This window comes from Faecalibacter macacae, assembly GCF_003687725.1.
Lineage (GTDB): Bacteria > Bacteroidota > Bacteroidia > Flavobacteriales > Weeksellaceae > Empedobacter > Empedobacter macacae.
Genome location: NZ_RDOJ01000006.1, coordinates 122,348 through 144,955 on the forward strand (window position 1 = coordinate 122,348; position 22,608 = coordinate 144,955).

Annotated in this window: 21 protein-coding genes; 12 read left to right on the plus strand and 9 right to left on the minus strand. The window is 30.2% G+C overall.

The features are described from left to right. Positions 1 to 158 precede the first annotated feature (158 nt). The 3 genes from EAH69_RS06280 (at position 159) to EAH69_RS06290 (ending at position 5,939) form a co-directional block, all read left to right on the plus strand. A complete protein-coding gene (locus EAH69_RS06280) occupies positions 159 to 1,925 on the plus strand; it encodes an AMP-dependent synthetase/ligase (RefSeq protein WP_121934333.1) in 1,767 nt (588 codons plus the stop codon). Positions 1,926 to 2,159: 234 nt separating this feature from the next. Beyond that, positions 2,160 to 3,935: an AMP-dependent synthetase/ligase gene (locus tag EAH69_RS06285; protein ID WP_121934334.1), complete on the plus strand. Its 1,776-nt coding sequence runs from the start codon at positions 2,160 to 2,162 to the stop codon at positions 3,933 to 3,935. Positions 3,936 to 4,166: 231 nt separating this feature from the next. Further along, complete coding sequence (locus EAH69_RS06290; RefSeq protein WP_121934335.1) at positions 4,167 to 5,939, plus strand: AMP-dependent synthetase/ligase; 1,773 nt, start codon at positions 4,167 to 4,169, stop codon at positions 5,937 to 5,939. A gap of 57 nt (positions 5,940 to 5,996) precedes the next feature. Here the strand turns inward: EAH69_RS06290 and EAH69_RS06295 are convergent, their stop codons facing one another. Continuing rightward, positions 5,997 to 6,443 (minus strand): DUF6591 domain-containing protein, encoded by a 447-nt coding sequence (locus tag EAH69_RS06295; RefSeq protein ID WP_121934336.1) that lies wholly within the window; start codon positions 6,441 to 6,443, stop codon positions 5,997 to 5,999. 279 nt (positions 6,444 to 6,722) lie between these two features. Here EAH69_RS06295 and EAH69_RS06300 point away from each other — a divergent pair, with 279 nt between their 5' ends. Further along, entirely contained in the window at positions 6,723 to 8,030 is a 1,308-nt protein-coding gene (locus EAH69_RS06300) for a DEAD/DEAH box helicase (RefSeq protein ID WP_121934337.1), read from the plus strand. A 17-nt stretch (positions 8,031 to 8,047) separates the two neighbouring features. Then, the gene (locus tag EAH69_RS06305) at positions 8,048 to 8,344 is read left to right on the plus strand and encodes a Dabb family protein (protein WP_121934338.1); all 297 of its coding nucleotides are present in this window, start codon (positions 8,048 to 8,050) and stop codon (positions 8,342 to 8,344) included. Positions 8,345 to 8,403: 59 nt separating this feature from the next. Here EAH69_RS06305 and EAH69_RS14120 read toward each other — a convergent pair whose 3' ends face one another. From EAH69_RS14120 to EAH69_RS06320, 3 genes are all read right to left on the minus strand, one after another. Further along, a complete protein-coding gene (locus EAH69_RS14120) occupies positions 8,404 to 8,667 on the minus strand; it encodes an IS3 family transposase (RefSeq protein WP_121934339.1) in 264 nt (87 codons plus the stop codon). A gap of 109 nt (positions 8,668 to 8,776) precedes the next feature. Then, a complete protein-coding gene (locus EAH69_RS13935; RefSeq protein WP_121934340.1) occupies positions 8,777 to 9,181 on the minus strand; it encodes an IS3 family transposase in 405 nt (134 codons plus the stop codon). Between the two features lie 85 nt (positions 9,182 to 9,266). Next, entirely contained in the window at positions 9,267 to 9,593 is a 327-nt protein-coding gene (locus tag EAH69_RS06320; RefSeq protein WP_147439100.1) for a transposase, read from the minus strand. Positions 9,594 to 9,885: 292 nt separating this feature from the next. On the opposite strand from EAH69_RS06320, the gene EAH69_RS06325 reads away from it, so the two are divergent. From EAH69_RS06325 to EAH69_RS06345, 5 genes are read left to right on the plus strand one after another with little or no spacing between them, the layout of a single operon-like run. Continuing rightward, the gene (locus EAH69_RS06325; RefSeq protein ID WP_121934342.1) at positions 9,886 to 11,358 is read left to right on the plus strand and encodes a phytoene desaturase family protein; all 1,473 of its coding nucleotides are present in this window, start codon (positions 9,886 to 9,888) and stop codon (positions 11,356 to 11,358) included. A 12-nt stretch (positions 11,359 to 11,370) separates the two neighbouring features. Continuing rightward, entirely contained in the window at positions 11,371 to 12,210 is an 840-nt protein-coding gene (locus EAH69_RS06330; protein WP_121934343.1) for a phytoene/squalene synthase family protein, read from the plus strand. Further along, positions 12,210 to 12,644, plus strand: coding sequence for a hypothetical protein (locus EAH69_RS06335; RefSeq protein WP_121934344.1), 435 nt, complete (start codon positions 12,210 to 12,212; stop codon positions 12,642 to 12,644). The genes EAH69_RS06330 and EAH69_RS06335 overlap by 1 nt, the downstream gene beginning before the upstream one ends. Beyond that, complete coding sequence (locus EAH69_RS06340) at positions 12,641 to 13,099, plus strand: sterol desaturase family protein (RefSeq protein WP_121934345.1); 459 nt, start codon at positions 12,641 to 12,643, stop codon at positions 13,097 to 13,099. Before EAH69_RS06335 ends, EAH69_RS06340 begins: the two co-directional genes overlap by 4 nt. Beyond that, entirely contained in the window at positions 13,099 to 13,788 is a 690-nt protein-coding gene (locus tag EAH69_RS06345; protein WP_121934346.1) for a lycopene cyclase domain-containing protein, read from the plus strand. The genes EAH69_RS06340 and EAH69_RS06345 overlap by 1 nt, the downstream gene beginning before the upstream one ends. A gap of 71 nt (positions 13,789 to 13,859) precedes the next feature. Here EAH69_RS06345 and EAH69_RS06350 read toward each other — a convergent pair whose 3' ends face one another. Beyond that, the gene (locus tag EAH69_RS06350) at positions 13,860 to 14,375 is read right to left on the minus strand and encodes a DUF3223 domain-containing protein (protein WP_121934347.1); all 516 of its coding nucleotides are present in this window, start codon (positions 14,373 to 14,375) and stop codon (positions 13,860 to 13,862) included. 171 nt (positions 14,376 to 14,546) lie between these two features. Here EAH69_RS06350 and rimO point away from each other — a divergent pair, with 171 nt between their 5' ends. After that, on the plus strand, positions 14,547 to 15,851 hold the full coding sequence (gene rimO / locus EAH69_RS06355; protein ID WP_121934348.1) for a 30S ribosomal protein S12 methylthiotransferase RimO: 1,305 nt from the start codon (positions 14,547 to 14,549) through the stop codon (positions 15,849 to 15,851). Between the two features lie 78 nt (positions 15,852 to 15,929). On the opposite strand, the gene EAH69_RS06360 is transcribed toward rimO, so the two are convergent. The 4 genes from EAH69_RS06360 to EAH69_RS06375 all read right to left on the minus strand — a co-directional run bounded on the left by EAH69_RS06360 (position 15,930) and on the right by EAH69_RS06375 (position 21,804). Continuing rightward, positions 15,930 to 18,809 (minus strand): T9SS-dependent choice-of-anchor J family protein, encoded by a 2,880-nt coding sequence (locus tag EAH69_RS06360; RefSeq protein WP_121934349.1) that lies wholly within the window; start codon positions 18,807 to 18,809, stop codon positions 15,930 to 15,932. A 140-nt stretch (positions 18,810 to 18,949) separates the two neighbouring features. After that, positions 18,950 to 20,302: an ammonium transporter gene (locus tag EAH69_RS06365; RefSeq protein ID WP_121934371.1), complete on the minus strand. Its 1,353-nt coding sequence runs from the start codon at positions 20,300 to 20,302 to the stop codon at positions 18,950 to 18,952. A gap of 124 nt (positions 20,303 to 20,426) precedes the next feature. Continuing rightward, the gene (locus EAH69_RS06370; RefSeq protein ID WP_121934350.1) at positions 20,427 to 21,083 is read right to left on the minus strand and encodes a 3-oxoacid CoA-transferase subunit B; all 657 of its coding nucleotides are present in this window, start codon (positions 21,081 to 21,083) and stop codon (positions 20,427 to 20,429) included. 4 nt (positions 21,084 to 21,087) lie between these two features. After that, positions 21,088 to 21,804: a CoA transferase subunit A gene (locus tag EAH69_RS06375; RefSeq protein ID WP_121934351.1), complete on the minus strand. Its 717-nt coding sequence runs from the start codon at positions 21,802 to 21,804 to the stop codon at positions 21,088 to 21,090. Positions 21,805 to 21,962: 158 nt separating this feature from the next. Between EAH69_RS06375 and EAH69_RS06380 the strand changes: the two genes are divergently transcribed. Then, positions 21,963 to 22,598 carry a hypothetical protein gene (locus tag EAH69_RS06380; RefSeq protein WP_121934352.1) on the plus strand — a complete coding sequence of 212 codons (636 nt, stop codon included), beginning with the start codon at positions 21,963 to 21,965 and terminating at the stop codon, positions 22,596 to 22,598. The last annotated feature ends 10 nt before the right edge of the window (positions 22,599 to 22,608 follow it).

Consider the following 22,608-nt stretch of genomic DNA (forward strand, 5'->3'; position numbering starts at 1 on the left):
TATTATTTATTATTATCTCAATAATACTTACTAATATTGTTAATTAATTATGTATTTAGAATAAAAAGGCATGAAATTTTAAAAATTTATTATTCTTGCATAGGAAAATTAAATTTTTAGTTGATATTTGTTTCTATCAAAACCATAAAGAATTTATTATGAATCAACCAAAAAGATTGTTTGATTTACCTTACCGACAATTAGAATTATTTCCTAACCTAAACATGCTTAATACAAAAGTTGATGGGCAATGGAAAGCTATTTCATCAAGTCAGTTTATTGACATGGTGAACGAAGTTTCACGTGGACTTATAGCAGTTGGTGTAAAGCCGGGTGAAAAAGTTGGTTTAATCTCGGAAAATCGTTTAGAATGGAATGTTATCGATTTTGCTATTCAGCAAGTTGGTGGAGTTGTTGTAGCAATCTATCCAAATATTTCCGATTCTGATTACGAATATATTTTTAAAGATGCGAACATCAAAGTTTGTTTCGTTAGTAACGATAATTTATACGATCGTATCAATACTTTAAAATCTCAATTACCTACTTTAGATAAGTTATTCATGATTAATTCCTCTCAAGGAAAAACGAATTGGAATGAATTAAAGAAAGTTGGTAATGCGATTAATCAATCAGAAGTTGAAGCTTCAAAAGAGGCAGTTAAAGAAGATGATTTAGCTACTTTAATTTATACTTCTGGTACAACAGGAAATCCAAAAGGTGTGATGTTATCACACAAAAATATTCTGAGTAATTCGATGGCAGCTGATCGGCCAACGCCTACAAAAGCATACGATAAATCGTTGACATTTTTACCTGCTTGCCATGCGTACGAACGTATGATTCAGTATCTGTACATGTACAAAGGAATGCAAGTTTACTTTGCCGAATCGATGGATACGATTGGTGAAAATATGAAGGAAGTTCAGCCAGATATGATTTCTGCAGTTCCTCGTTTACTTGAAAAAGTATACGAAAAAATCATGGCAAAAGGAAATGAATTAACAGGTTTTAAGCGTAAGTTATTCTTTTGGGCTGTTGAAGTCGGAGAAGCTTATGATCCAGATCCAACAAAGCGAGATTTTTTCTACGACATCAAATATGCTATTGCACATAAATTAGTTCTTTCAAAATGGAAAGAAGGTTTAGGCGGAAATTTAGGAGCTGTTTGTTCAGGAAGTGCTGCTTTAAATCAACGTTTAATGCGTTTATATTTTGCTGCAAAAGTAAATGTGTACGAAGGTTATGGTTTAACAGAAGCTTCACCTTTAATTTCAGTAAATTCATACCAAGATGGTGTTTTAATCGGAACGGTTGGACCTGCAATTCCTGGTGTTGAGTTTAAGTTAGCTGATGATGGTGAAATTATGGTAAAAGGTCCTAATGTAATGTTAGGATACTACAATAATCCAGAAGCAACTGCTGAAGTTTTAAAAGAGGGATGGTTATATACAGGTGATATTGGAGAAATTATCGATAATAAATTCCTGAAAATTGTTGACCGTAAGAAAGAAATGTTCAAGACTTCTGGTGGAAAATATATTGTTCCCACTGCAATCGAATCTAAAATGGTCGAATCTGATTATATCGAACAAATGATGGTTATTGGTGAAAATCATAAATTTCCAGCAGCATTAATTGTCCCTTCTTATCAAAATTTATTGGATTGGGCTAAAACAAATGCTAAAGATTTGATTACGTCAACTAAAGAAGATTTCTTTAAGTCTGAAGCAGTTTACAATAAAGTAATGCAAGAAGTAGAGAAAGGAAATGCTAATCTTGGAAATTGGGAGAAAATTAAAAAAGTAGCAATATTATCTAACGAATTTACAATTGATGGTGGTGAATTAACTCCAACTTTAAAATTAAAACGTAAAGTAATTATTGAAAAATATAAAAAAGAGATTGAAGAAATTTATCAATAGCTTCTATTCTTTTAAATTATAAAAAGTGATTTGAGTTAAAATTATTCAAATCACTTTTTTTTTCGTATATTATTTTAGAGTTTATGAATCTTAGATAAATAAGATAGTTTTTTATTTAATATGAAATTGTACTCCAGCTATATAATAAATTTTCGTTAACGAATATTTAAGAAAAATTTAATATTGTGGAAAAATATCACGAAATTTGCACTCTTTTTTGGAAAATATAAACAGATGAATAATCCGACTAGAATATTTGATTTAGCATATCGTCAAGCTGAATTATGGCCAGACAATAATATGTTTGCTACTAAAGTTGATGGTGAATGGAAATTCACAAAACCTTCAGAATTTATTCAACAAACGAAAGAAATCTCGAATGGACTTTTAGCATTAGGTATTAAACCAGGCGATAAAGTTGGATTAGTATGTGAAAGCCGATACGAATGGCATGTTATTGATTTTGCTATTCAGCAAATCGGAGCAATTGTTGTTGCAGTTTATCCTAATATTACAGATGCAGAATATCAATTTATTTTTAACGATGCGGATATTAGTCTTTGTATCGTTAGCAATAAAAATTTATACAATCGTATTAGTAAATTAATAGACTCTATGTTCAATTTACAATACATTTTTGCTATTAATGAATTTCCTGATTCAAGAAATTGGAAAGAATTAATAACAATAGGAAAAGACATTTCAGATGAATATGTTTCTAATCTAAGTCAAGCCGTTCGTCCTTCTGATTTAGCTACTTTAATTTATACTTCAGGTACTTCAGGTCGTCCCAAAGGAGTAATGTTATCACACAATAATATGGTTTCCAATTTTAAAGCTTCTAATGAGTTATTAGTTTTAGAACCAGGTAGTAGAGGATTAACTTTTTTACCACCTTGTCATGCTTATGAACGTACTGTAATTTACTGTTATTTAAATTTAGGAATCAATGTTTATTTTGCTGAAGGTTTAGAGAAAATTGGTGAAAATATCAGTGAAATTAAACCTCATATTATGACTGCTGTTCCACGTTTAATGGAAAAAGTCTATGAAAAAATTATTAAAACAGGTAGTTCTTTAACAGGAACTAAACGTAAGATTTTCGATTGGGCTGTTGAAGTTGCTGCTGAATACGAACCAGATGCATCTAAAAGATCATTAGCTTATAATATGAAATTAGCTGTTGCTCGTAAATTAGTCTTAAATAAATTTTACGATGCTTTAGGAGGTAATTTCAAAAATATCATTTCGGGAAGTGCTTCATTACAAGGGCGCATTGCTCGAGTTTTTATGGCTTCTGGTTTGCCTTTTTATGAAGGTTACGGTATGACAGAAACATCTCCTTTAATTACTGTAAATAATCCTTATCGCTTAGGAGTTCGTATTGGAACTGTTGGCTCTCCAATTTCTGGTGTTGAAGTAAAATTAGCTGAGGATGGCGAAATTTTGGTGAAAGGTCCCAACGTTATGACGGGATATTACAAAAATCCTGAGGCTACTGCTGAAGTAATTATTGATGGATGGTTACATACAGGAGATATTGGAACTTGGGTAGAAGGAGAAGGTAAGTTCTTAAAGATTGTCGATCGTAAAAAAGAAATGTTTAAAATTTCTGGAGGAAAATATGTTGTTCCAGCTCCGATTGAAAATAAATTATCAGAATCTAAATTCATTGAACAAGCAATGGTTGTTGGTGATGGAGAGAAATTCCCGTCAGCTTTAATCGTTCCAAACTTTCCAAACTTAAAAGAGTGGGCTCAAGAAGCAGTTCCAGAAATTGCGAGTTTACCTAAAAATGAATTTTTAAAGCACAGCGAAGTTCAGAAGAAAATTAATCAAGAAGTTCGTCAAGCAAATCAATTTTTTGGGAATTGGGAACAATTAAAGAAATGTGTAATTATTCCGGATGAATTTACAATTGAAGGAGGAGAATTAACACCAACTTTAAAGAAAAAACGCAAAGTAATCGCTGAAAAATATAAAGAAGAAATCAGTAATATTTTCAAATAATATATTAAAAGACTATTAGTTAATAATGGTCTTTTTTTATGCTTTTATTTATGTACTATTATTTAGGCTAAGGTATTATTATTCAAATATAAATTTAACTTTTATAACATGTAAATATGCATAAAAACTCAGCTGTATTTGTATAAATTACTAGTGAAAGTTTATTATTCTGAAAATTATTCCGAAATTTGCCTGCTTTTTATATAGTGGAAAAATATAAATAAAAACAAGATGAATAATTCTTCAAGAATATTTGACTTAGCATATCGTCAAGCTCAATTATGGCCAGATCATGATATGTTTTCATCAAAAATAGATGGTGAATGGAAGTTTACTAAGACAACTGATTATATACAACAAATTCGACAAGTATCTAAAGGTTTATTAGCTTTAGGTGTAAAACCAGGTGATAGAGTTGGTTTAGTTTGTGAAAGTAGATACGAATGGCATGTAATTGATTTTGCAATTCAGCAAATTGGTGCAGTGGTAGTAGCTATTTATCCTAATATTACAGATGCAGAATATCAATTCATTTTCAATGATGCAGAAATTGAATTATGTATTGTAAGTAATAAAAATTTGTACAATAGAATTAACGGAATGGTTGATTCTATTTATAGTCTACGTCATGTATTTGCAATTAACGAATTTCCAGATTCAAGAAGTTGGTCTGAACTATTCGAAGTTGGACAAGATACATCAGATCAAAGATTAGACGAGTTAAGCGATGCTGTAAAAGAAACAGACTTAGCTACACTTATCTACACTTCTGGTACAACAGGAAAACCAAAAGGTGTAATGTTGTCTCACAAAAATATGGTGTCAAACTATTTAGCAGCTCGTGAGGTAACTAAACTTGTTCAAGGTGATGCACGCGGATTAACTTTTTTACCTCCTTGTCATGCTTACGAACGAATGGTAATTTATACTTATTTACACATTGGTATTACAGTTTATTTTGCCGAAGGTTTAGAAAAAATTGGGGATAATATTAGTGAAATAAAACCTCATATCATGACTGCTGTTCCACGTTTAATGGAAAAAGTTTATGAAAAAATCATTAAAACAGGATCTAATTTAACAGGTTCAAAACGTAAGATTTTTGACTGGGCGGTAGAAGTAGCTGCAGAATATGAGCCAGATCCATCGAAACGTTCTGTTGTTTACAACATGAAGTTAGCAGTTGCTCGTAAGTTAGTTTTAAATAAATTTTACGATGCATTAGGTGGGAATTTCGAAAGTATCATCTCAGGAAGTGCTTCATTACAAGGTCGTATCGCACGTGTTTTTTTAGGTGCAGGATTACCATTTTTTGAAGGATACGGAATGACAGAAACATCTCCTTTAATATCTGTAAATAATCCAAATAAACTTGGTTTAAGAATTGGAACGGTTGGTTCACCAGTTTTAGATGTTGAAGTTAAAATTGCAGAAGACGGTGAGATTTTAGTGAAAGGTCCTAACGTAATGATGGGATACTACAAAAATCAAGAAGCAACAGACGAAGTTTTAAAAGACGGATGGATGCATACAGGTGATATTGGAGTTTGGGAAGAAAAAAACTTCTTAAAAATTATTGACCGTAAGAAAGAAATGTTTAAAATTTCTGGAGGAAAATATGTTGTTCCAGCACCGATTGAAAATAAATTAACAGAATCTAAATTCATAGAACAAGCAATGGTTGTAGGAGATGGAGAGAAATTTCCATCAGCTTTAATTGTTCCTAATTATGCAAGTTTAAAGGAATGGGCACAAGATGCTTCTCCTGAAATTGTAGCGTTATCGAAACAAGAATTTTTAAAACATAGCGAAATTCAAAAGAAAATCAATCAAGAAGTTCGCTCAGCTAACAAATTCTTTGGGAACTGGGAGCAAATTAAAAAACCAGCAATCATTCTGAATGAATTTACTATCGAAAATGGTGAATTAACACCAACTTTAAAGAAGAAGCGTAAAGTAATCGCTGAAAATTATAAGACAGAAATCGAAAATATTTTCAAATAATTAAAAAGCCCACATTTTGTGGGCTTTTTAATTTAATATTTCGAGCTGTAATATATTTTATTGAGCTAATTCTTTTAATTGAGTTTGAAGCTTAATTAACCTAGAAATTTGTTCATCGGTTAAATTATTTTCTTCTTTAGCATGTTGAATAACTTCTTTTAATTCTTTCACTTTATCCAGCTTAGAAGCATATTCTAAAATTAATGTAGGATCACCAGTTTCAGCAATTTCTGATAATTTTGAATACTCATTAATATAAGATTCATATTCATTTAGTAATTTATCGACATCTTCATTTCCTTTAGAAGAAAATTCTTCCGAAGAATCATTTTCATTCTTATTTTCTTCAGAATTATCTTTTTCAGTTTCTCCTGAGATTTCATTCACTGTATTCAAAATTGATGCGACATCTCCAATTAATTCAGTTGATTCTTTTTCATTTGAGCATGAAGTAAAAGTTAACAGTACAAATAATGAAGATATAATAGTCTTTTTAATATTCATAATTGTTTATGTATTTAACAAACGATCAAAGTTATCATTACTTAATTATAGGTTGTTAGTATTTTAAAGATTTAACTAATATTTAATCTAGCTCAACATTATCCGCTTGATTTAAAAGATAAAAATCTAAATAACTCTCTTGTTTTATTATTCCTTATATTTGCAACATCGTACAGTACAACTGAACGTTTTGTATTTTTTGATAAATCATCTACACATCAAAATTATTGTAGATACTAATTTTATTAAAAAATAATTAATGCAAATACTTAATAATTAATGCAATTCCAAGAATTATATAAAAATTTAGGCATCGAGGACATGAATGCGATGCAGCGTAATGCTTTCGAATTTTCGGGAGATAATCAAGATATTATTTTATTATCGCCAACAGGTTCTGGTAAAACATTAGGATTCTTATTTCCTATTTTAAGAGATTTAGATCCAAATGTAAAAGGAGTTCAAACCCTAATCATGGTTCCAGCTCGTGAGTTAGCTTTACAAATCGAAGATGTTTTCAAATCAATGAAAACGGGATTTAAAGTAACTTGTTGTTACGGTGGTCATAATACTAAAATTGAACAAAATAATTTATTAGAAGCTCCAGCTGTTTTAGTTGGTACGCCTGGTAGAATTGCTTACCATTTACGCAACGAAAACTTTGATCCAACAACGGTTAAAACATTAGTTTTAGACGAGTTTGATAAAGCGTTAGAATTCGGTTTTCAATCGGATATGTCTTCTATTATTTTTGAAATGAAGAATTTAAATCACCGTATTTTAACTTCAGCAACGGAAATGAAAGATATTCCTGAATTTGCAGGTTTAGATAATCATAAGGTAATTAATTTCTTAAAGAATAAAGAAGTTAAACCTAATTTGAAGATGAAGCAAATTAACACAATTTCTGAAGAGAAATTAGATTCATTATTCAAGTTGATTTGTAAGTTAGGAACACAACGTATGTTGATTTTCTGTAATCACCGTGATGCAGTTACTCGTATCAGTGATTTATTACGCGAAATGGGAATTGCGCGCGAAAGTTTTCATGGTGGAATGGAACAAGATGAGCGTGAGCGTGCGTTATTGAAATTCCGTAACGATTCGGTACGTGTTTTAATTACGACAGATTTAGCTGCGCGTGGATTAGATATTCCGGAAGTTGATACAATTATTCATTACCAATTACCTCCAAAAGAAGATGCTTTTATTCACCGTAACGGCCGTACAGCACGTATGAAAGCAAAAGGGACAGTTTATTTAGTGATTAGTAACGAAGAAAATTTTCCATTTGTTGACAAGAAATTGGAAGTAGAAGATATTTCTGGTGAATATCCAATTCCAGCTCGTACACCTTACCAAACGATTTACATTTCGGCTGGTAAAAAAGATAAAGTAAATAAAGTTGATATTGTTGGATTCTTATTCAAAAAAGGTGAATTAGAAAAGAATGATGTTGGTATTATTGAAGTAAAAGATACGACTTCCTATGTAGCGGTTAACCGTAAAAAAGTTCCTGAATTATTAAAGAAACTAAACGGTCAGAAAGTGAAAAATAAGAAGGTGAAAATGCAAATTGCTTACTAAAACAAAATATAAAAACTATGTTAGCACACCATGTATTATTTTGGTTAAAAGATGATGCAACTGAAGAAGAAGTGAAACAATTTCATCAAGCATTATTGGATTTAGAACCAATTGCTCCTTCAGCATTTTTCCATGTTGGAACTCCAGCTGCTATTGAAAGAGATGTAATTGATGCATCATATTCGTTTTCTTTATTCGCTGCGTTTGAAACAATGGAACAATTTGAAACCTATCAAAAACATCCCGAACATATCGCATTCTTAAATGGACCAAATAAATTAGCAAAACGAGTATTAATCTACGATGCTGATTAAGAAAGAAAATTATAACCTTATTAATGGACTGCACCAAAAAGTTTGGACAGATTAAAAAATTAATTATTATAAAAATGAGTTCGATATTGTATCGGACTCATCTTATTTAAGTTCGATTTAATTCTTTGGTAGTTGTAATAGTAAATATATTGTTTAATTTCTTTTTTAAGTTGTTGTATTAAATTAAATTTTTTCAAGAAAAAAAATTCTGATTTTAATGTTCCAAAGAAATTTTCAATAATAGCATTATCCAAACAATTTTCTTTTCGACTCATGCTTTGAGTAATTCCTTTTTCTTTTAATAAAAATTGATATTGTCTCATTTGATATTGCTATCTTGATCTGAGTGTAACATTAGTTTACTTCCCTTTGGGAGCCTTTTAAATACTTTTTTGAGCATATTTGTCACTTGATTAAATGTAGGTCTTTCACTTAGTCATAACTGATAATTACTTGATTATAAAGATCTAGAATTGGTGATAAATAAAGCTTTTGATTTCCTACTTTAAACTCTGTTATATCGGTAACCCATTTTTGGTTGGGTCTATTTGCCTTAAATACTCTTTTTAAGATATTTGGAGCAATTTTTCCCTGTTCTCCTTTGTAAGATTTGTATTTCTTTCTTAGAATCAAACTCTTTAATCCTAAGCTATTCATCAATTTAAGAACGGTTTTATGATTAATGATAGTTCCTGATTTTCTTAATTCATCTGTAATTCGTCGATAACCATATCTTCCTTTATGCTTGTGAAAAATCTTAGTGATTAATATTTTAACCTCTAGATATTTGTCTGTTTTACTTCTCTTTAAATAATAATAAAAGCTACTTCTTGCTATTTTTGAACAAGCTAATAATAAGCTTAAATCAAATTATACGATTTTAATTGCTTATATTCAGACTTATTCATTGTACTTGGACGACCTATTGGTTTAGATTTAAGCCGTTAATTCCAAATTTAGCATAATTTCGTTGCCAATCAATAATTGTTTTTTTGCTATTTACTCCAAATCGTAAACCTGCTTCAAATAGAGAGAGATTTTCTTTTTCGATCGTTTTTATAACTTTTAATTTAAAATTTGAATCATAGCTTGTATATTTTTTTGGTAGTAAACCATTTAAACCATTGTATCGATAGATTCTAATCCAATCATTCACTAATTTTTGATTGATATTATATTTCTTTGATATTGTTCGTTCTGATTGTGAATCTTCTAAAAATTCTAGTACACATTGTAATTTAAATTCCAATATAAATTTCTTTTTTCTTCCCATAAAAAAAGCCCAGAAAGTGTCTAACTTTTTGGGGCATGTCCATTCTTTGAGTTTTTTTTAGGAGTATTAACTAAAATTCAACCCTAAAATTTTAAAACAGCTACGTTTTACAACTTCAAAGTCATTCCTAAATCAATATTTAAATCTGTTTTTAGAATTAAATAATACCAATTTTTTAAAAATCTTATAATAAAAACTTAATTAAAGTAATATAATATACTATATTTGAAGATAAATTGTATTTAATAGTATTATATAATATTAAGAAATGACTTTAAGAAAAGGAAAGGTAGCGATTATTGGAGGTGGAATATCTGGATTGTCAGCAGCTGCTTATGCAGCAAAACAAGGATATGACGTAGAGATTTTTGAGAAAAATGATGAAATAGGAGGAAGAGCTCGCCAATTTAAAACTGAGAATGGCTACACCTTTGATATGGGACCATCTTGGTATTGGATGCCAGATATTATTGAGAATTTTTTTATAGATTTTAATGTTAAGAGTTCAGATTTTTTTGAATTAGTATCATTAAATCCACAATTTGAAATTGTTTTTCCAGATCAATCGATTAATTTACCTGAAGACTTTAATGAAATTGTTCAACTTTTTGAATCTTTTGAAAAAGGAGCTGGTAAAAAATTAATTGCTTTTATGGAAGAAGGAAAGGAAAAGTATGAAATAGGAATGAAAGATTTTGTACAAAAACCCTGTCATTCTTGGTTAGAGTTTATTTCCTTAAATGTTATTGTAAATGCTTTAAAATTAGATTTATTAACCAATTATAGATCCTATGTTTCTAATTATTTTAAGCATCCTTATTTACAAGCTATAATGGAATTTCCAGTTATATTTCTTGGTGCATCACCTAAAAATATTCCTGCATTATATAGTTTGATGAATTATGGCGGTTACCAATTAGGTACGTGGTATCCAATGGGAGGTTTTTATAGTTTAGTTACAGCAATGGAAGCAATTGCTAAAAAACAAGGTGTAAAAATATCTACAAATCAATCGGTTAATAAAATTATTGTAAAAGATAAAGTTGCGAAAGCAATACAAATTGGTGATCGTATTTTAGAATTTGATTTTGTTATCGCTTCATCAGACTATCATCATTCAGAAACACTTTTAGATAAAGAGTATCGTAACTATACTGAAGAGTATTGGAATAATAAAACATTTGCACCATCGTGCTTAATTTTTTACTTAGGTATTACTGAGAAATTACCAAATATTACTCATCATACATTGTTTTTTGAGCATGATTTGGATGTACATGTAGAAGAAATATATACTGATAAAAAATGGCCTACAGATCCATTATTTTACGCTTGTTGTCCGTCAAAAACAGATCCTAACGTTGCACCATCAGGACATGAAAATCTATTTTTATTAATGCCAATTGCAATAAATATTGAAGATTCTGAAGAGGTAAGATTAACTTATTTAGATGATATGATTGCTCGATTAGAATATAAAACAGGTGTTAAGAATCTAAAATCTAAAATAGATTATCAAAGAAGTTATTGTATAAATGATTTTAAAAAAGATTACAATGCTTTTGGTGGTAATGCTTATGGTTTAGCAAATACATTAGGTCAAACTGCTGTTTTTAAACCTTCATTACGAAACAAAAAGATTAAGAATTTATTATATACAGGTCAACTAACAGTTCCTGGACCAGGTGTTCCGCCTTCAATTATTTCGGGTAAAATAGCCGCAAATGAAATTAATATCTAAAACAAAAATTTTATGAAAAGTATATACGATGAAGTTTCTTTTAGTTTAAGTAAAATAGTAACTCAGAAATACAGCACAAGTTTTTCTATGGGTATTAAGGCTTTGCATCCACAATTGCGCGAGGCTATTTACTCAATATATGGTTTTGTAAGATTAGCTGATGAAATTGTTGATAGTTTTCATGGTTATAATCAAAAGCAATTATTAATTGATTTTAAAAATGAAACAGAAAAAGCATTAGCTGCTAAAATATCTTTGAATCCTATAATACATTCATTTCAAGAAACTGTACATAAATACCAAATTGAAGAAAAATTAATTCATCAATTTTTACATAGTATGGAAATGGATTTGGAAAAGATAGAGTATAATAGCGATTTGTATAAAGAATATATTTTAGGTTCGGCAGAAGTTGTTGGCTTAATGTGTTTGCATATTTTTGTTGAAGGTGATAAAGTAAAATACGATGAGTTAAAACCTTTTGCGATGAAGCTAGGATCTGCTTTTCAGAAAATTAACTTTTTAAGAGATTTAAGAGATGATTATTATGTTTTAGGACGTACCTATTTCCCTAATGTAGATTTAACTGAGTTTAATGATCATATAAAAATGGAGATTGAACGTGATATTAATACTGAATTTGAAGAAGCTTTGATTGGAATTAATAGGTTGCCAATAACTTCTAAATTTGGAGTTTATTTAGCTTACAAATATTATTTCTCTTTGTTTAAAAAGATACAGAAATCAAGTGCAAAAAAGGTTTTAAATGAAAGAATTAGGATTCCTAATTCTGATAAGTTTTTGATGTTATCTCGTAGTTATTTAGATTATAAATTTTCAAATTTAGTCTAATGAAATTATATGCATTTTTCATATTTATTAATTCTTTAGTTTATGGTCAAGATTTATCGTTGTTACGTAATAATTTATCAAAAGCGCCAGATAATAAAAAGATATGTAAAACGATGATTGATTCTATTACTACTACAAAAGATCCTGTTTATTTGGCTTATTTAGGAGCTTATCAAACAATTTTGGCAAATCATGTGATTAATCCGATTAGTAAACTTTCAACTTTTAATAAAGGAAAAAAAAATATTGAAAATGCATTTTTACTAGATCAAAATAATATTGAAATTAGATTGATTCGATATTCAATTCAAAATAATGCTCCAAAATTTTTAGGATATTCGAGTGAATTAATTCGTGATAAAAACTTTATTGAAAGGAATTATCAAGATGTAAAATCAATTGAATTAAAAGAACTTATAAATTCTGTTTTATGATTAATTTACTAATTACAATCTCTGTTTTTTTGTTGATGGAACCATTAACATGGTTGATACATAAATATGTTATGCACGGATTTTTATGGTTTTTGCATAAAGATCATCACGATCATAGTACAGAAGGGGAATTTGAAAAGAACGATTATTTCTTTATCATTTTTGCAATTCCAGCAATTGTTCTCTTTTATTTTGGTTCGTTAAAAAATTATAATTATTTATTTTTTATTGGTTTAGGTGTTACGCTATATGGTATTGCGTATTTCTTTGTTCATGATATTTTTATACATCAGCGAATTAAAATTTTTAGTAAAACAACGAATCCATATTTTTTAGCAATCAGAAGAGCGCATAAGCAACATCATAAATATATAACGAAAGAAGATGGCGAATGTTTTGGATTTTTATTTGTGCCATTTAAGTATTTTAAAATGTTTTATTCTAAAAATATCTAATGGAAAAGTACACTTATTTACTAATTAATTTTTTTACGATAATTATTTGTTTTATTTATTCATTTGATAAAAGAATTCAATTTAATCGTCATTTTTTAACGTTTATAAAATCCAGTACAATTGTAGCCATTCCTTTTATTTTATGGGATGTATTGTTTACAAAAATAGGAGTGTGGTGGTTTAATGATACTTATTTAATCGGTTTTAGATTATTAGGATTACCAATAGAAGAGTGGTTGTTTTTTTATTGTATTCCATTCTCTTGTGTATTTACCTATTTCTGTCTAACAAAGTTTTTTAATCTGACCTGGGCGAATGGTTTTAATAACATAATAGCATTTGTAACGGTAATAATTTGTGCAGTAATAGGATTGTTAAATTATGATAAAATATACACGTTTGTTACGGCAATTGTTACCATATTAACTGTGTTGTATATACATTTAATAGTAAAAGAAAAATGGATAGGTCAAGCATCATTTGTATTTTTTGTATTGATGTTAGGTTTTTTTCCAGTTAATGGAATTTTGACAGGAACAGGATTAGAAAATCCTATTGTAAATTATAATTCAAAAGAATTCTTAAATATTAGATTAGGAACGATTCCGATAGAAGATGCAGTGTATGGTTATGCTCAGTTTTTACTAAATATTTACTTTTTTAAACTTTTCAGGAATCATAAATCGTAAGTATTTAAAAGAAAACCTCATCAAATTTGATGAGGTTTTTTTATATTTCACAAAATTTTTTGCAAAACCAATTAGTTAGCCTGTTCTGCGTAAAATGCAATAAATTCTTCAACTAAAGTTTCATTAATTAATTGAGGAACCATTTCTTGATCTTGATTAGCAGTGAATAATTCTTCAGAAATTGAAATTTCTTTAGCTTTCGCGAAATCAATAACAATTTCTTTTAAAGATTTTTTGTCTTCAACTTTTATAGCATTTCCTAATGCTAATTCTAACCAATATTTATAATCTGGACGCGCAATTTTTCTGATGATGTAACTTACATCTGTAATAGAATCATTTGTACGTTTAATCCAAAATTCGTTATTATCCCATTCAGATTTTTTGATGAATAGATTTTCAATTCCTACACCTTTTTTTCTTTTCCATTCATAATGAAATTGTTCAAAATAAGCGATCATAAATTCTTGATCTTCTTTTGATAAAATATCATTACCTGCGTACTTAACTAATATTGTTTTAGCGTATTCTTGAACTTTCGTCTTTGAATTGAATTCAATATTATTTACAGTAACCTTTTGAATCATTTTAAATTTAATTTATCTGCGAAAGTAGAAATAATATTGTATCATATTGGTAAATACATGTAAAAAATACTAAAAACTTCTTTTAAAACCTTATCTCATTTCGCTCAAACCTTCTTATTTAATACCATTCTAATGATATTTTTCGTAAATTTGCAGACTTAAATTTTAGCAATGCGTACAAAATCGGTTGGAAAAAAGAAAATCAACGTTATTACATTAGGATGTTCTAAGAACGTTTATGATTCAGAGGTTTTAATGGGACAATTAAAAGCCAATGGAAAAGAAGTTGTTCACGAACAATCTGGTGATATTGTCGTAATTAATACTTGTGGATTTATTGATAATGCAAAAGAAGAAAGTATTGATACGATTTTAGATTATGTTCAACGTAAAGAAGATGGTTTAGTTGAAAAAGTTTTCGTAACTGGATGTTTATCTGAACGTTACAAACCAGATTTATTAGAGCAAATTCCGGATGTTGATCAATATTTCGGAACTCGCGAATTACCATTGTTATTAAAAGCTTTAGGTGCTGATTACAAACACGAATTAGTTGGTGAACGTTTAACGACAACACCTCGTCATTATGCATATTTAAAAATTGCTGAAGGTTGTGATCGTCCTTGTTCTTTCTGCGCAATTCCTTTAATGAGAGGAGGTAATGTATCTCGTCCTATTGAAGATTTAGTAAAAGAAGCAACTAATCTTGCTAAAAATGGAACAAAAGAATTAATCTTAATTGCACAGGATTTAACGTACTATGGATTAGATTTATACAAAAAACGTGAATTAGCATCTTTATTAAAAGAATTAGTGAAGGTTGAAGGAATAGAGTGGATTCGTTTACACTATGCATTTCCGGCTGGTTTCCCAGAAGATGTATTAGATGTAATTCGTGAAGAACCTAAAGTTTGTAACTACTTAGATATTCCATTACAACATATTTCTACAAACATCTTAAAATCGATGCGTCGTGGTACTACTAAAGAAAAAACGAATGCCTTATTAGATGCTTTCCGTGAAAAAGCACCAAATATGACAATTCGTACGACTTTAATTTGTGGTTATCCTGGTGAAACTGAAGAAGATTTCCAAGAGATGAAAGCATGGGTGCAAGAGCAAAAATTTGATCGTTTAGGATGTTTTACATATTCTCACGAAGAAAATACACATGCATACAACTTAGTTGATGATGTACCTGAAGAGGTAAAGCAGCAACGTGTCGAAGAAATTATGGAAATTCAATCTCAGATTTCTTACGATTTAAATCAAGAAAAAATTGGTCAAACTTTTAAAGTTTTAATTGATCGTAAAGAAGGAGATAATTTTGTTGGTCGTACAGAACACGATTCTCCAGATGTAGATAACGAAATTTTAATTTCTGCAATTGATACTTATTTGCCAGTTGGTGAATTTGTAAATGTAGAAATTATTGAAGCTTACGAATTCGATTTAATCGGAAAAGTAATCGACTAAAATTAAAATCATACTATTTCAATATAAAAGCCCTCCTGAATTTCAGGAGGGCTTTGTTTTTATTTAGTGTTTAAGAAATTATTTCTTAATTACTTTAAATGTTTGGTTAGTACCGTCAGCTAAAGTAGCGTTTACAATGTAAACTCCTTTTGGTAAGCTTGATAAGTTAACTGAACCATCAGCTTTAACTTTAGTAGCCATAACTTTTTGACCTGCTAAGTTAAATACATCTACACCTTCAACTGCTAATTTATGTTTAACATATAATACATCAGTTACTGGGTTAGGGTAGAATGATAATTTAGTTACATCGATTACCTCATCATTGATAGATAATGAACCACACTCACCAATAATTTTGAATACTCCGTCCCATTCACCTTCACTGAAATCATCCCAAACACCAGAAGTTCCTTTGAATTTTCCAGTATTGTTAGAATTTAAAACTGAAGTAGATTCCCAATATCCATTTGTTCCAGAAGCATAAACAGCTTGAGTTACACCAACCCAGTATGTATTACCACCTTCTAGAGATACCGTACTTGGTAAGTTGAATGTGTAAGTTGAACTATCAAATCCGAAACTACTACCAATCGATTGTCTAGTAGTAGGAGCACCAGATACAGTAGCTAATATACTTCCTGGTACACCGTTATCATCAGCATATACTTTAACAGTTGCAGAGTTTACACCAGTAGATGATAAAATATTTACTGCTACAGATTGTAAATTGAACATTGTTCCATCTTCAACTTGGAAATCGTGTGCGATTTCAGCACCTGAAATAGATCCGTGTCCATTTTCAATTTCATTAGAAGGTGTTTCGAATTCACAAGGTACGTCAACTTCTAATTCTTCACATTCTCCAATTACTGAGAATACACCGTCATATTCTAATTCTCTCCAAGCATCTGTATTTGTATCAAATACGTAGAGTGGATTTGGAGTATTTGTTAAAGATGTTACTTCAAAATATGCATTTGCATTTGCAGTAACAACCTCATCAACTTGCATCCAATACACTTGATGTCTATTAGTATCATTTGTTAACGATAATGTTTCAGGTAAATTTAAAGTATACGTTGAGAAATCAAAATTAAAGTTAGTACCATTAGATTGAGTTGCAGAAGGCGCTCCTGTAAATGTATAGATTACATCACCTGGTTTGCCATTGTTATCTGTTAATAAAGTAACTCTGGCACTTTCTATTGAACTTGTTTGAGATACTAAATTGAATGAAACTTGAGAAACGTCTAATTTTGTTGCTGCGTTTACAGTGAAATCGTTCGCATAAGCAAATGTTTTTGTATTTCCGACTCCATTTTCTAAAGCATTAGAAGGGCTATTGAATCCACATTCACCCACTATTAAAGGTGTTTCACCGGCAATTATTTGCACGTCATCAATTACATTCGTACGTCCCCAATTGTTGATTCCTTCGAAAGCAATTTGTAATTCATTAGAAACCTCTGGTAATTGGATTTGTTTTTTAGTCCATGTAGATGTAGCTGTTTCTTTTTGGTAAATTTCAACCCAATCCGATGTAGGACTCGTTCTGTAAAATACTTTTAATGCATTGATATCTGAACCCCAAGCTTGTTGTGCATAATGAAATTCTAAATAAGCCTTATTTGCATTACCAACATTTACAATAGGAGTTACTAACTTAGTTACAGGAGTGTTATCTCCATTTACGCTGACAAAACGAGCATTTTTAGTTCCATTGTGAGCTGTAGTAACAGTACCTCCTGAAGCTCCAGTAGCGTATGTCCATTCTGCATTTCCATCAACTGATTGTTGAGTCCATCCAGCTCTTGTTGAAGAATCATCTTCAAAAGTTTCATTAAATGGTAGAGTTACAGTCATTGGGATTAATCCCGCATTAACTTTAACTTCATCAATTACGTTTGCACGACCCCAGTTGTTAATTCCTTCAAATGCAAATTGCATAGTTGTAGAAACGGCTGGTAATTGAATTTGTTCTTTAGTCCATTCTTCAGTAGGTGTATCTTTAGAAAATAATTCAACCCATTCTTCAGTATCAGATAATCTATAGTAGACTTTTAGCGCATTTGTATCACCTGCCCATGTAGGATTACCGTGATAAAATTCTAAAAATGCGTTTGTACTAGTTCCCGCGCTTATTACAGGAGAAACAAATTTGGTAATAGGAGTATTTTCACCATTTACACTTACAAATCTTGCATTGGCATCACCAGCTTTTGGAGTTGTAATAGTAGATGTTGAACCTATAGCAAAACTCCAACTTGCATTTCCATCCACATTTATATTTGTCCAATTATTTCTTGAATTTGAATTTGAATCAAAAGACTCGTGGAATGGAAGTGTTAATACAGAAGGAGCAACATATTCTTCAACAGATATATCATCTACTAGTAACATAAATTTATCATTCGAGTTATTTACCCAAGCAATACGGATAGATTGACCTGCATATTGAACTAAACTAAAAACTCTTTCTGTCCATGGTTTACCTTCAGAGGCTGTTTCACCATTAGTTGTAAATAAAGTATCTGTAAAATCACTAACAGTATTTCCTCCATTAGGAGCTACTTTTAAAACATATCCATCTAAGTACTCAGGGTCTTGTGATTTAGCTGAGTATTTCAAAATAGGAGAAGTTGATCCAGTTAAGTTTATTAAAGGAGTGATTAACCAATCATTAGAAGATCCTGCTGGGGAATACCATGAAGTACTTGCAGCTGCATGATCTCCTGCTGGTCCACCAAAACGGCCATTTTCTCCATCTAAATCAATCACATTCCATCCATTTGTGATAAAATTGACGTTAGGTGCTACAATTAATCCATCTAAATCAAGTGTTGTCCAAGCTCCTATTCCAGGACCATTACCATCAAAGTTTTCGGTGAAATACTGTGCATCTACAGTATTTGAAATCGTGGCAAGAAATGCCAGACTTAGTAAAGTTTTTCTCATAAAAATTCATATTAGTGTTACAATAAATATATATAGAAAATTTTTAAACTAAAAATTAAAAGTAAATAAAATATATAATTATATAGTTGATATAAACGTAAAGCTCTCTATTCATAATGAATAGAGAGCTTTTTTTAATGTTAAAAAGAGTTACTTATTGATTCGTTATGTTGAGAAATATCTAAACCAACTTCCTCAGATTTTTGTGATACACGTAGTGGAATTATGATATCTGTTATTTTAAATAATAATATTGATCCTATAAAAGTTAATAGAAATACAATTGCTAATGCTATCATGTGGTGTCCAAAAACATTCCATCCTCCATGTAATAAACTTGCGTTTTCTCCGTGTGCAAAAATAGCAGTCAAAATCATTCCCATAATTCCTCCAATTCCATGACAAGCAAATACATCTAATGAATCATCTATTTTTTTCAAAAAAGACAAATTCATAAATATATTTGAAACGATTGATGTAATGAATCCGAAAAAGATACTTTCAGAAATAGATACAAATCCTGCAGCAGGTGTTATGGCAACTAAACCAACAACAGTTCCAATACATGCTCCTAATGCAGAAACTTTTCTTCCGTTTACTCGATCAAAGAAAATCCAAGTTATCATACCGGCAGCTGAAGCCGCTGTTGTCGTCGCAAAAGCCATAGCCGAAGTTCCGTCAGCAGCTAAAGCTGATCCAGCGTTGAAACCGAACCATCCAAACCATAACATTCCAGTTCCTAATAATACGAATGGAATATTAGTTGGAGTATGGTGTACTTTTTTACGTTTTCCTATATATAGGGCTCCTGCTAAAGCTGCAATTCCAGCACTCATATGTACAACTGTTCCGCCTGCAAAATCTTTTACTCCGAAATATCCACCTAATAATCCGTTGGGATGCCATACTGCATGACATAATGGTGTATATATAATGATAGAAAATAAGCAAATGAATAATAAGTAAGATACAAATCGAACACGTTCTGCAAATGATCCTGTAATTAATGCAGGAGTTATTATAGCAAATTTCATTTGAAACATTGCAAATAAAGCAAACGGAATTGATGATGCAATTACTTTATGAGGATATAATCCGACTTGATCAAAAAATGCATATTGTGAGAAGTTACCGATTAAACCGTAAGTATTTCCATCTAAATTTACAGTTAAACTTGAATCTCCGAAAGCTAAACTGAAGCCAAAGGCTATCCAAATTAATGAAATAACACCTAAGCAAATAAAGCTTTGTAGCATGGTAGATATTACATTTTTACTACCAACCATTCCTCCATAAAAGAAAGACAATCCAGGTGTCATTAATAAAACTAAACAAGATGAAGTAAGTAACCAAGCGGTATCAGCTTTATCAATAGAATCGATTGCATTAAATAATAAGTTGTTAAATGATGTGTCTTGTTCCCAAAAAAGACCAATAATTGAAATAATACAAATAATAGCAAATGCGATGTGCCATTTTATGTTAACATTCATAATTTTCATGTGTGTGTGATGTTTTTAGTGATAATTTTTATCAAAAATATATTAAAAATAAAATCACCCCTATAAAAAATAGGGGTGATTGATTAAATTTATGTATTTGATAAAATTTTAGCGTTTAAAATATCATCTCAGGAATTTCACCATCAATAATTAGCTTACCAGCTGTTGCATTTTTAATTTCTTCAACTGTAACTCCTGGAGCTCTTTCTAATAATTTGAAACCACCTTCAGGTAATATTTCTAAAACAGCTAATTCGGTTACAATTTTTTTGACACATTTAATACCAGTTAATGGTAATGAACATTTAGGTAAAAGTTTAGACTCTCCGGCTTTATTTACATGTTGCATTGCAACAATTATATTATCGGCAGAAGCTACTAAATCCATAGCACCACCCATTCCTTTTACCATTTTACCTGGTATTTTCCAGTTTGCGATATCACCATTTTCAGAAACTTCCATAGCGCCTAAAATAGTTAAGTTGATTCTTCTGGCTCTAATCATACCAAAACTCATCGCAGAATCAAAGAAAGAAGAACCTGGTAAAGTTGTAATCGTTTGTTTGCCTGCGTTTATAAAATCAGCATCTTCCTCACCATCTATAGGAAATGGTCCCATTCCTAATAAACCATTTTCAGACTGTAATTCGACATTAATTCCTTCAGGAATATAATTAGCAACTAAGGTTGGAATACCGATTCCTAGATTTACGTAAAAACCATCTTTTACTTCTTTTGCAATGCGTTTCGCAATACCATTTTTATCTAACATGGGTTTAATCGTTTTTAGGTTGAACAGTTCTATTTTCTATACGTTTTTCGTATTTAGCTCCTTGCATTATACGGTTTACGAATACTCCTGGAGTGTGAATTTGATTTGGATCTAATTCACCAGCTTCAACCAATTCTTCAACTTCAGCAATAGTAATTTTTCCGCACATTGCTGCCGGATGATTGAAGTTTCCTGCTGCTCCTCTATATATTAAGTTTCCTGCTGTATCACCTTTCCAAGCTTTTACAATTGCGTAATCTGGCTCAAAAGCTTTTTCTAATAAGTATTCTTTTTCAATTCCATGAAACGTAAATTTTCGTACTTCTTTTCCTTCGGCTACTTCAGTTCCAACACCTGCAGGTGTAAAAAATGCAGGCATACCATAACCAGCAGCCATTAAACGTGTAGCTAAAGTTCCTTGTGGTATTAATTCAACTTCTAATTCTCCGGATAGCATTTGTCTTTCAAATTCGGCATTTTCTCCAACATAAGAAGAAATCATTTTTTTGATTTGTTTACGATGTAGCAATAATCCTAATCCAAAATTATCAACTCCTGCATTATTTGAAATACAAGTTAGATTTGTTAAACCTTTGTCGACTAAACCTTGAATTAAGTTTTCTGCTATTCCGCTTAAACCAAAACCTCCGAAAGCAATTGTCATTCCGCTTTCAACTCCTTCAAGAGCTTCTTCGATTGAGTTTACTGTTTTATTAATCATATTATTGTGGTTTCTTTTTGATTAATAAATATAGTGAAATCTAGTAATCTTGTTTTAGATTTTATTAATCTTTTTTTACCTCATAAATTAAAGGGTTTACCTCAATTATTTATTCTACAACTACTCAAATGATACTTTTGAATAACATTACTAAAATCATGGTTATATTGTGCAAAGCTGACGAAGTTTATTCAGTAAATAAGGATATTTTAAGAGTTAAATCGTTCAAAGAAATTATTCATAATTCAAGTTTTTCTTTCGTAGAGGAAATAAGAATTAATCAAAATGGATATTATCAAAAAAAGGTAATTGAAAATGGGTATTTGATTCTTTTTACTTTAGAAAATGACATACGATTGGATATGAATGGTTATAAATGGAAATTAGATTCTAATCAAACTTTTGTTTATTATTTAGCAGAAGGAAATGAATTTTCAATTGAAGGATCTGCTCGATTTGACCATTCAGAAATTTTAGTTATGTTCCTGAAATTAGAATTTGAACCTTTAGAAAAGGTATTAGTTTCGACTAAAGTTGATAAAGAAAATAGATTGAAGAAAATTATACGTCATAATTTATTTAATGTCTATTTCGGAAAATATGGTTTAAGTAAAAAAGGTGAATTACCTTTGAAAAGTAAGGATAGATGCTGGACTGTATTTCCATTGTTAGGTGATGTTGAAATTTATGGACAATATCTTGAAGCGGGAAAAATTTTACAGATCTACAATAATGATTTTATTGCATACGAATCGTTAGCAACTGAATCGCTAATTATTGCGATTGAATATTAATTAAGAATTA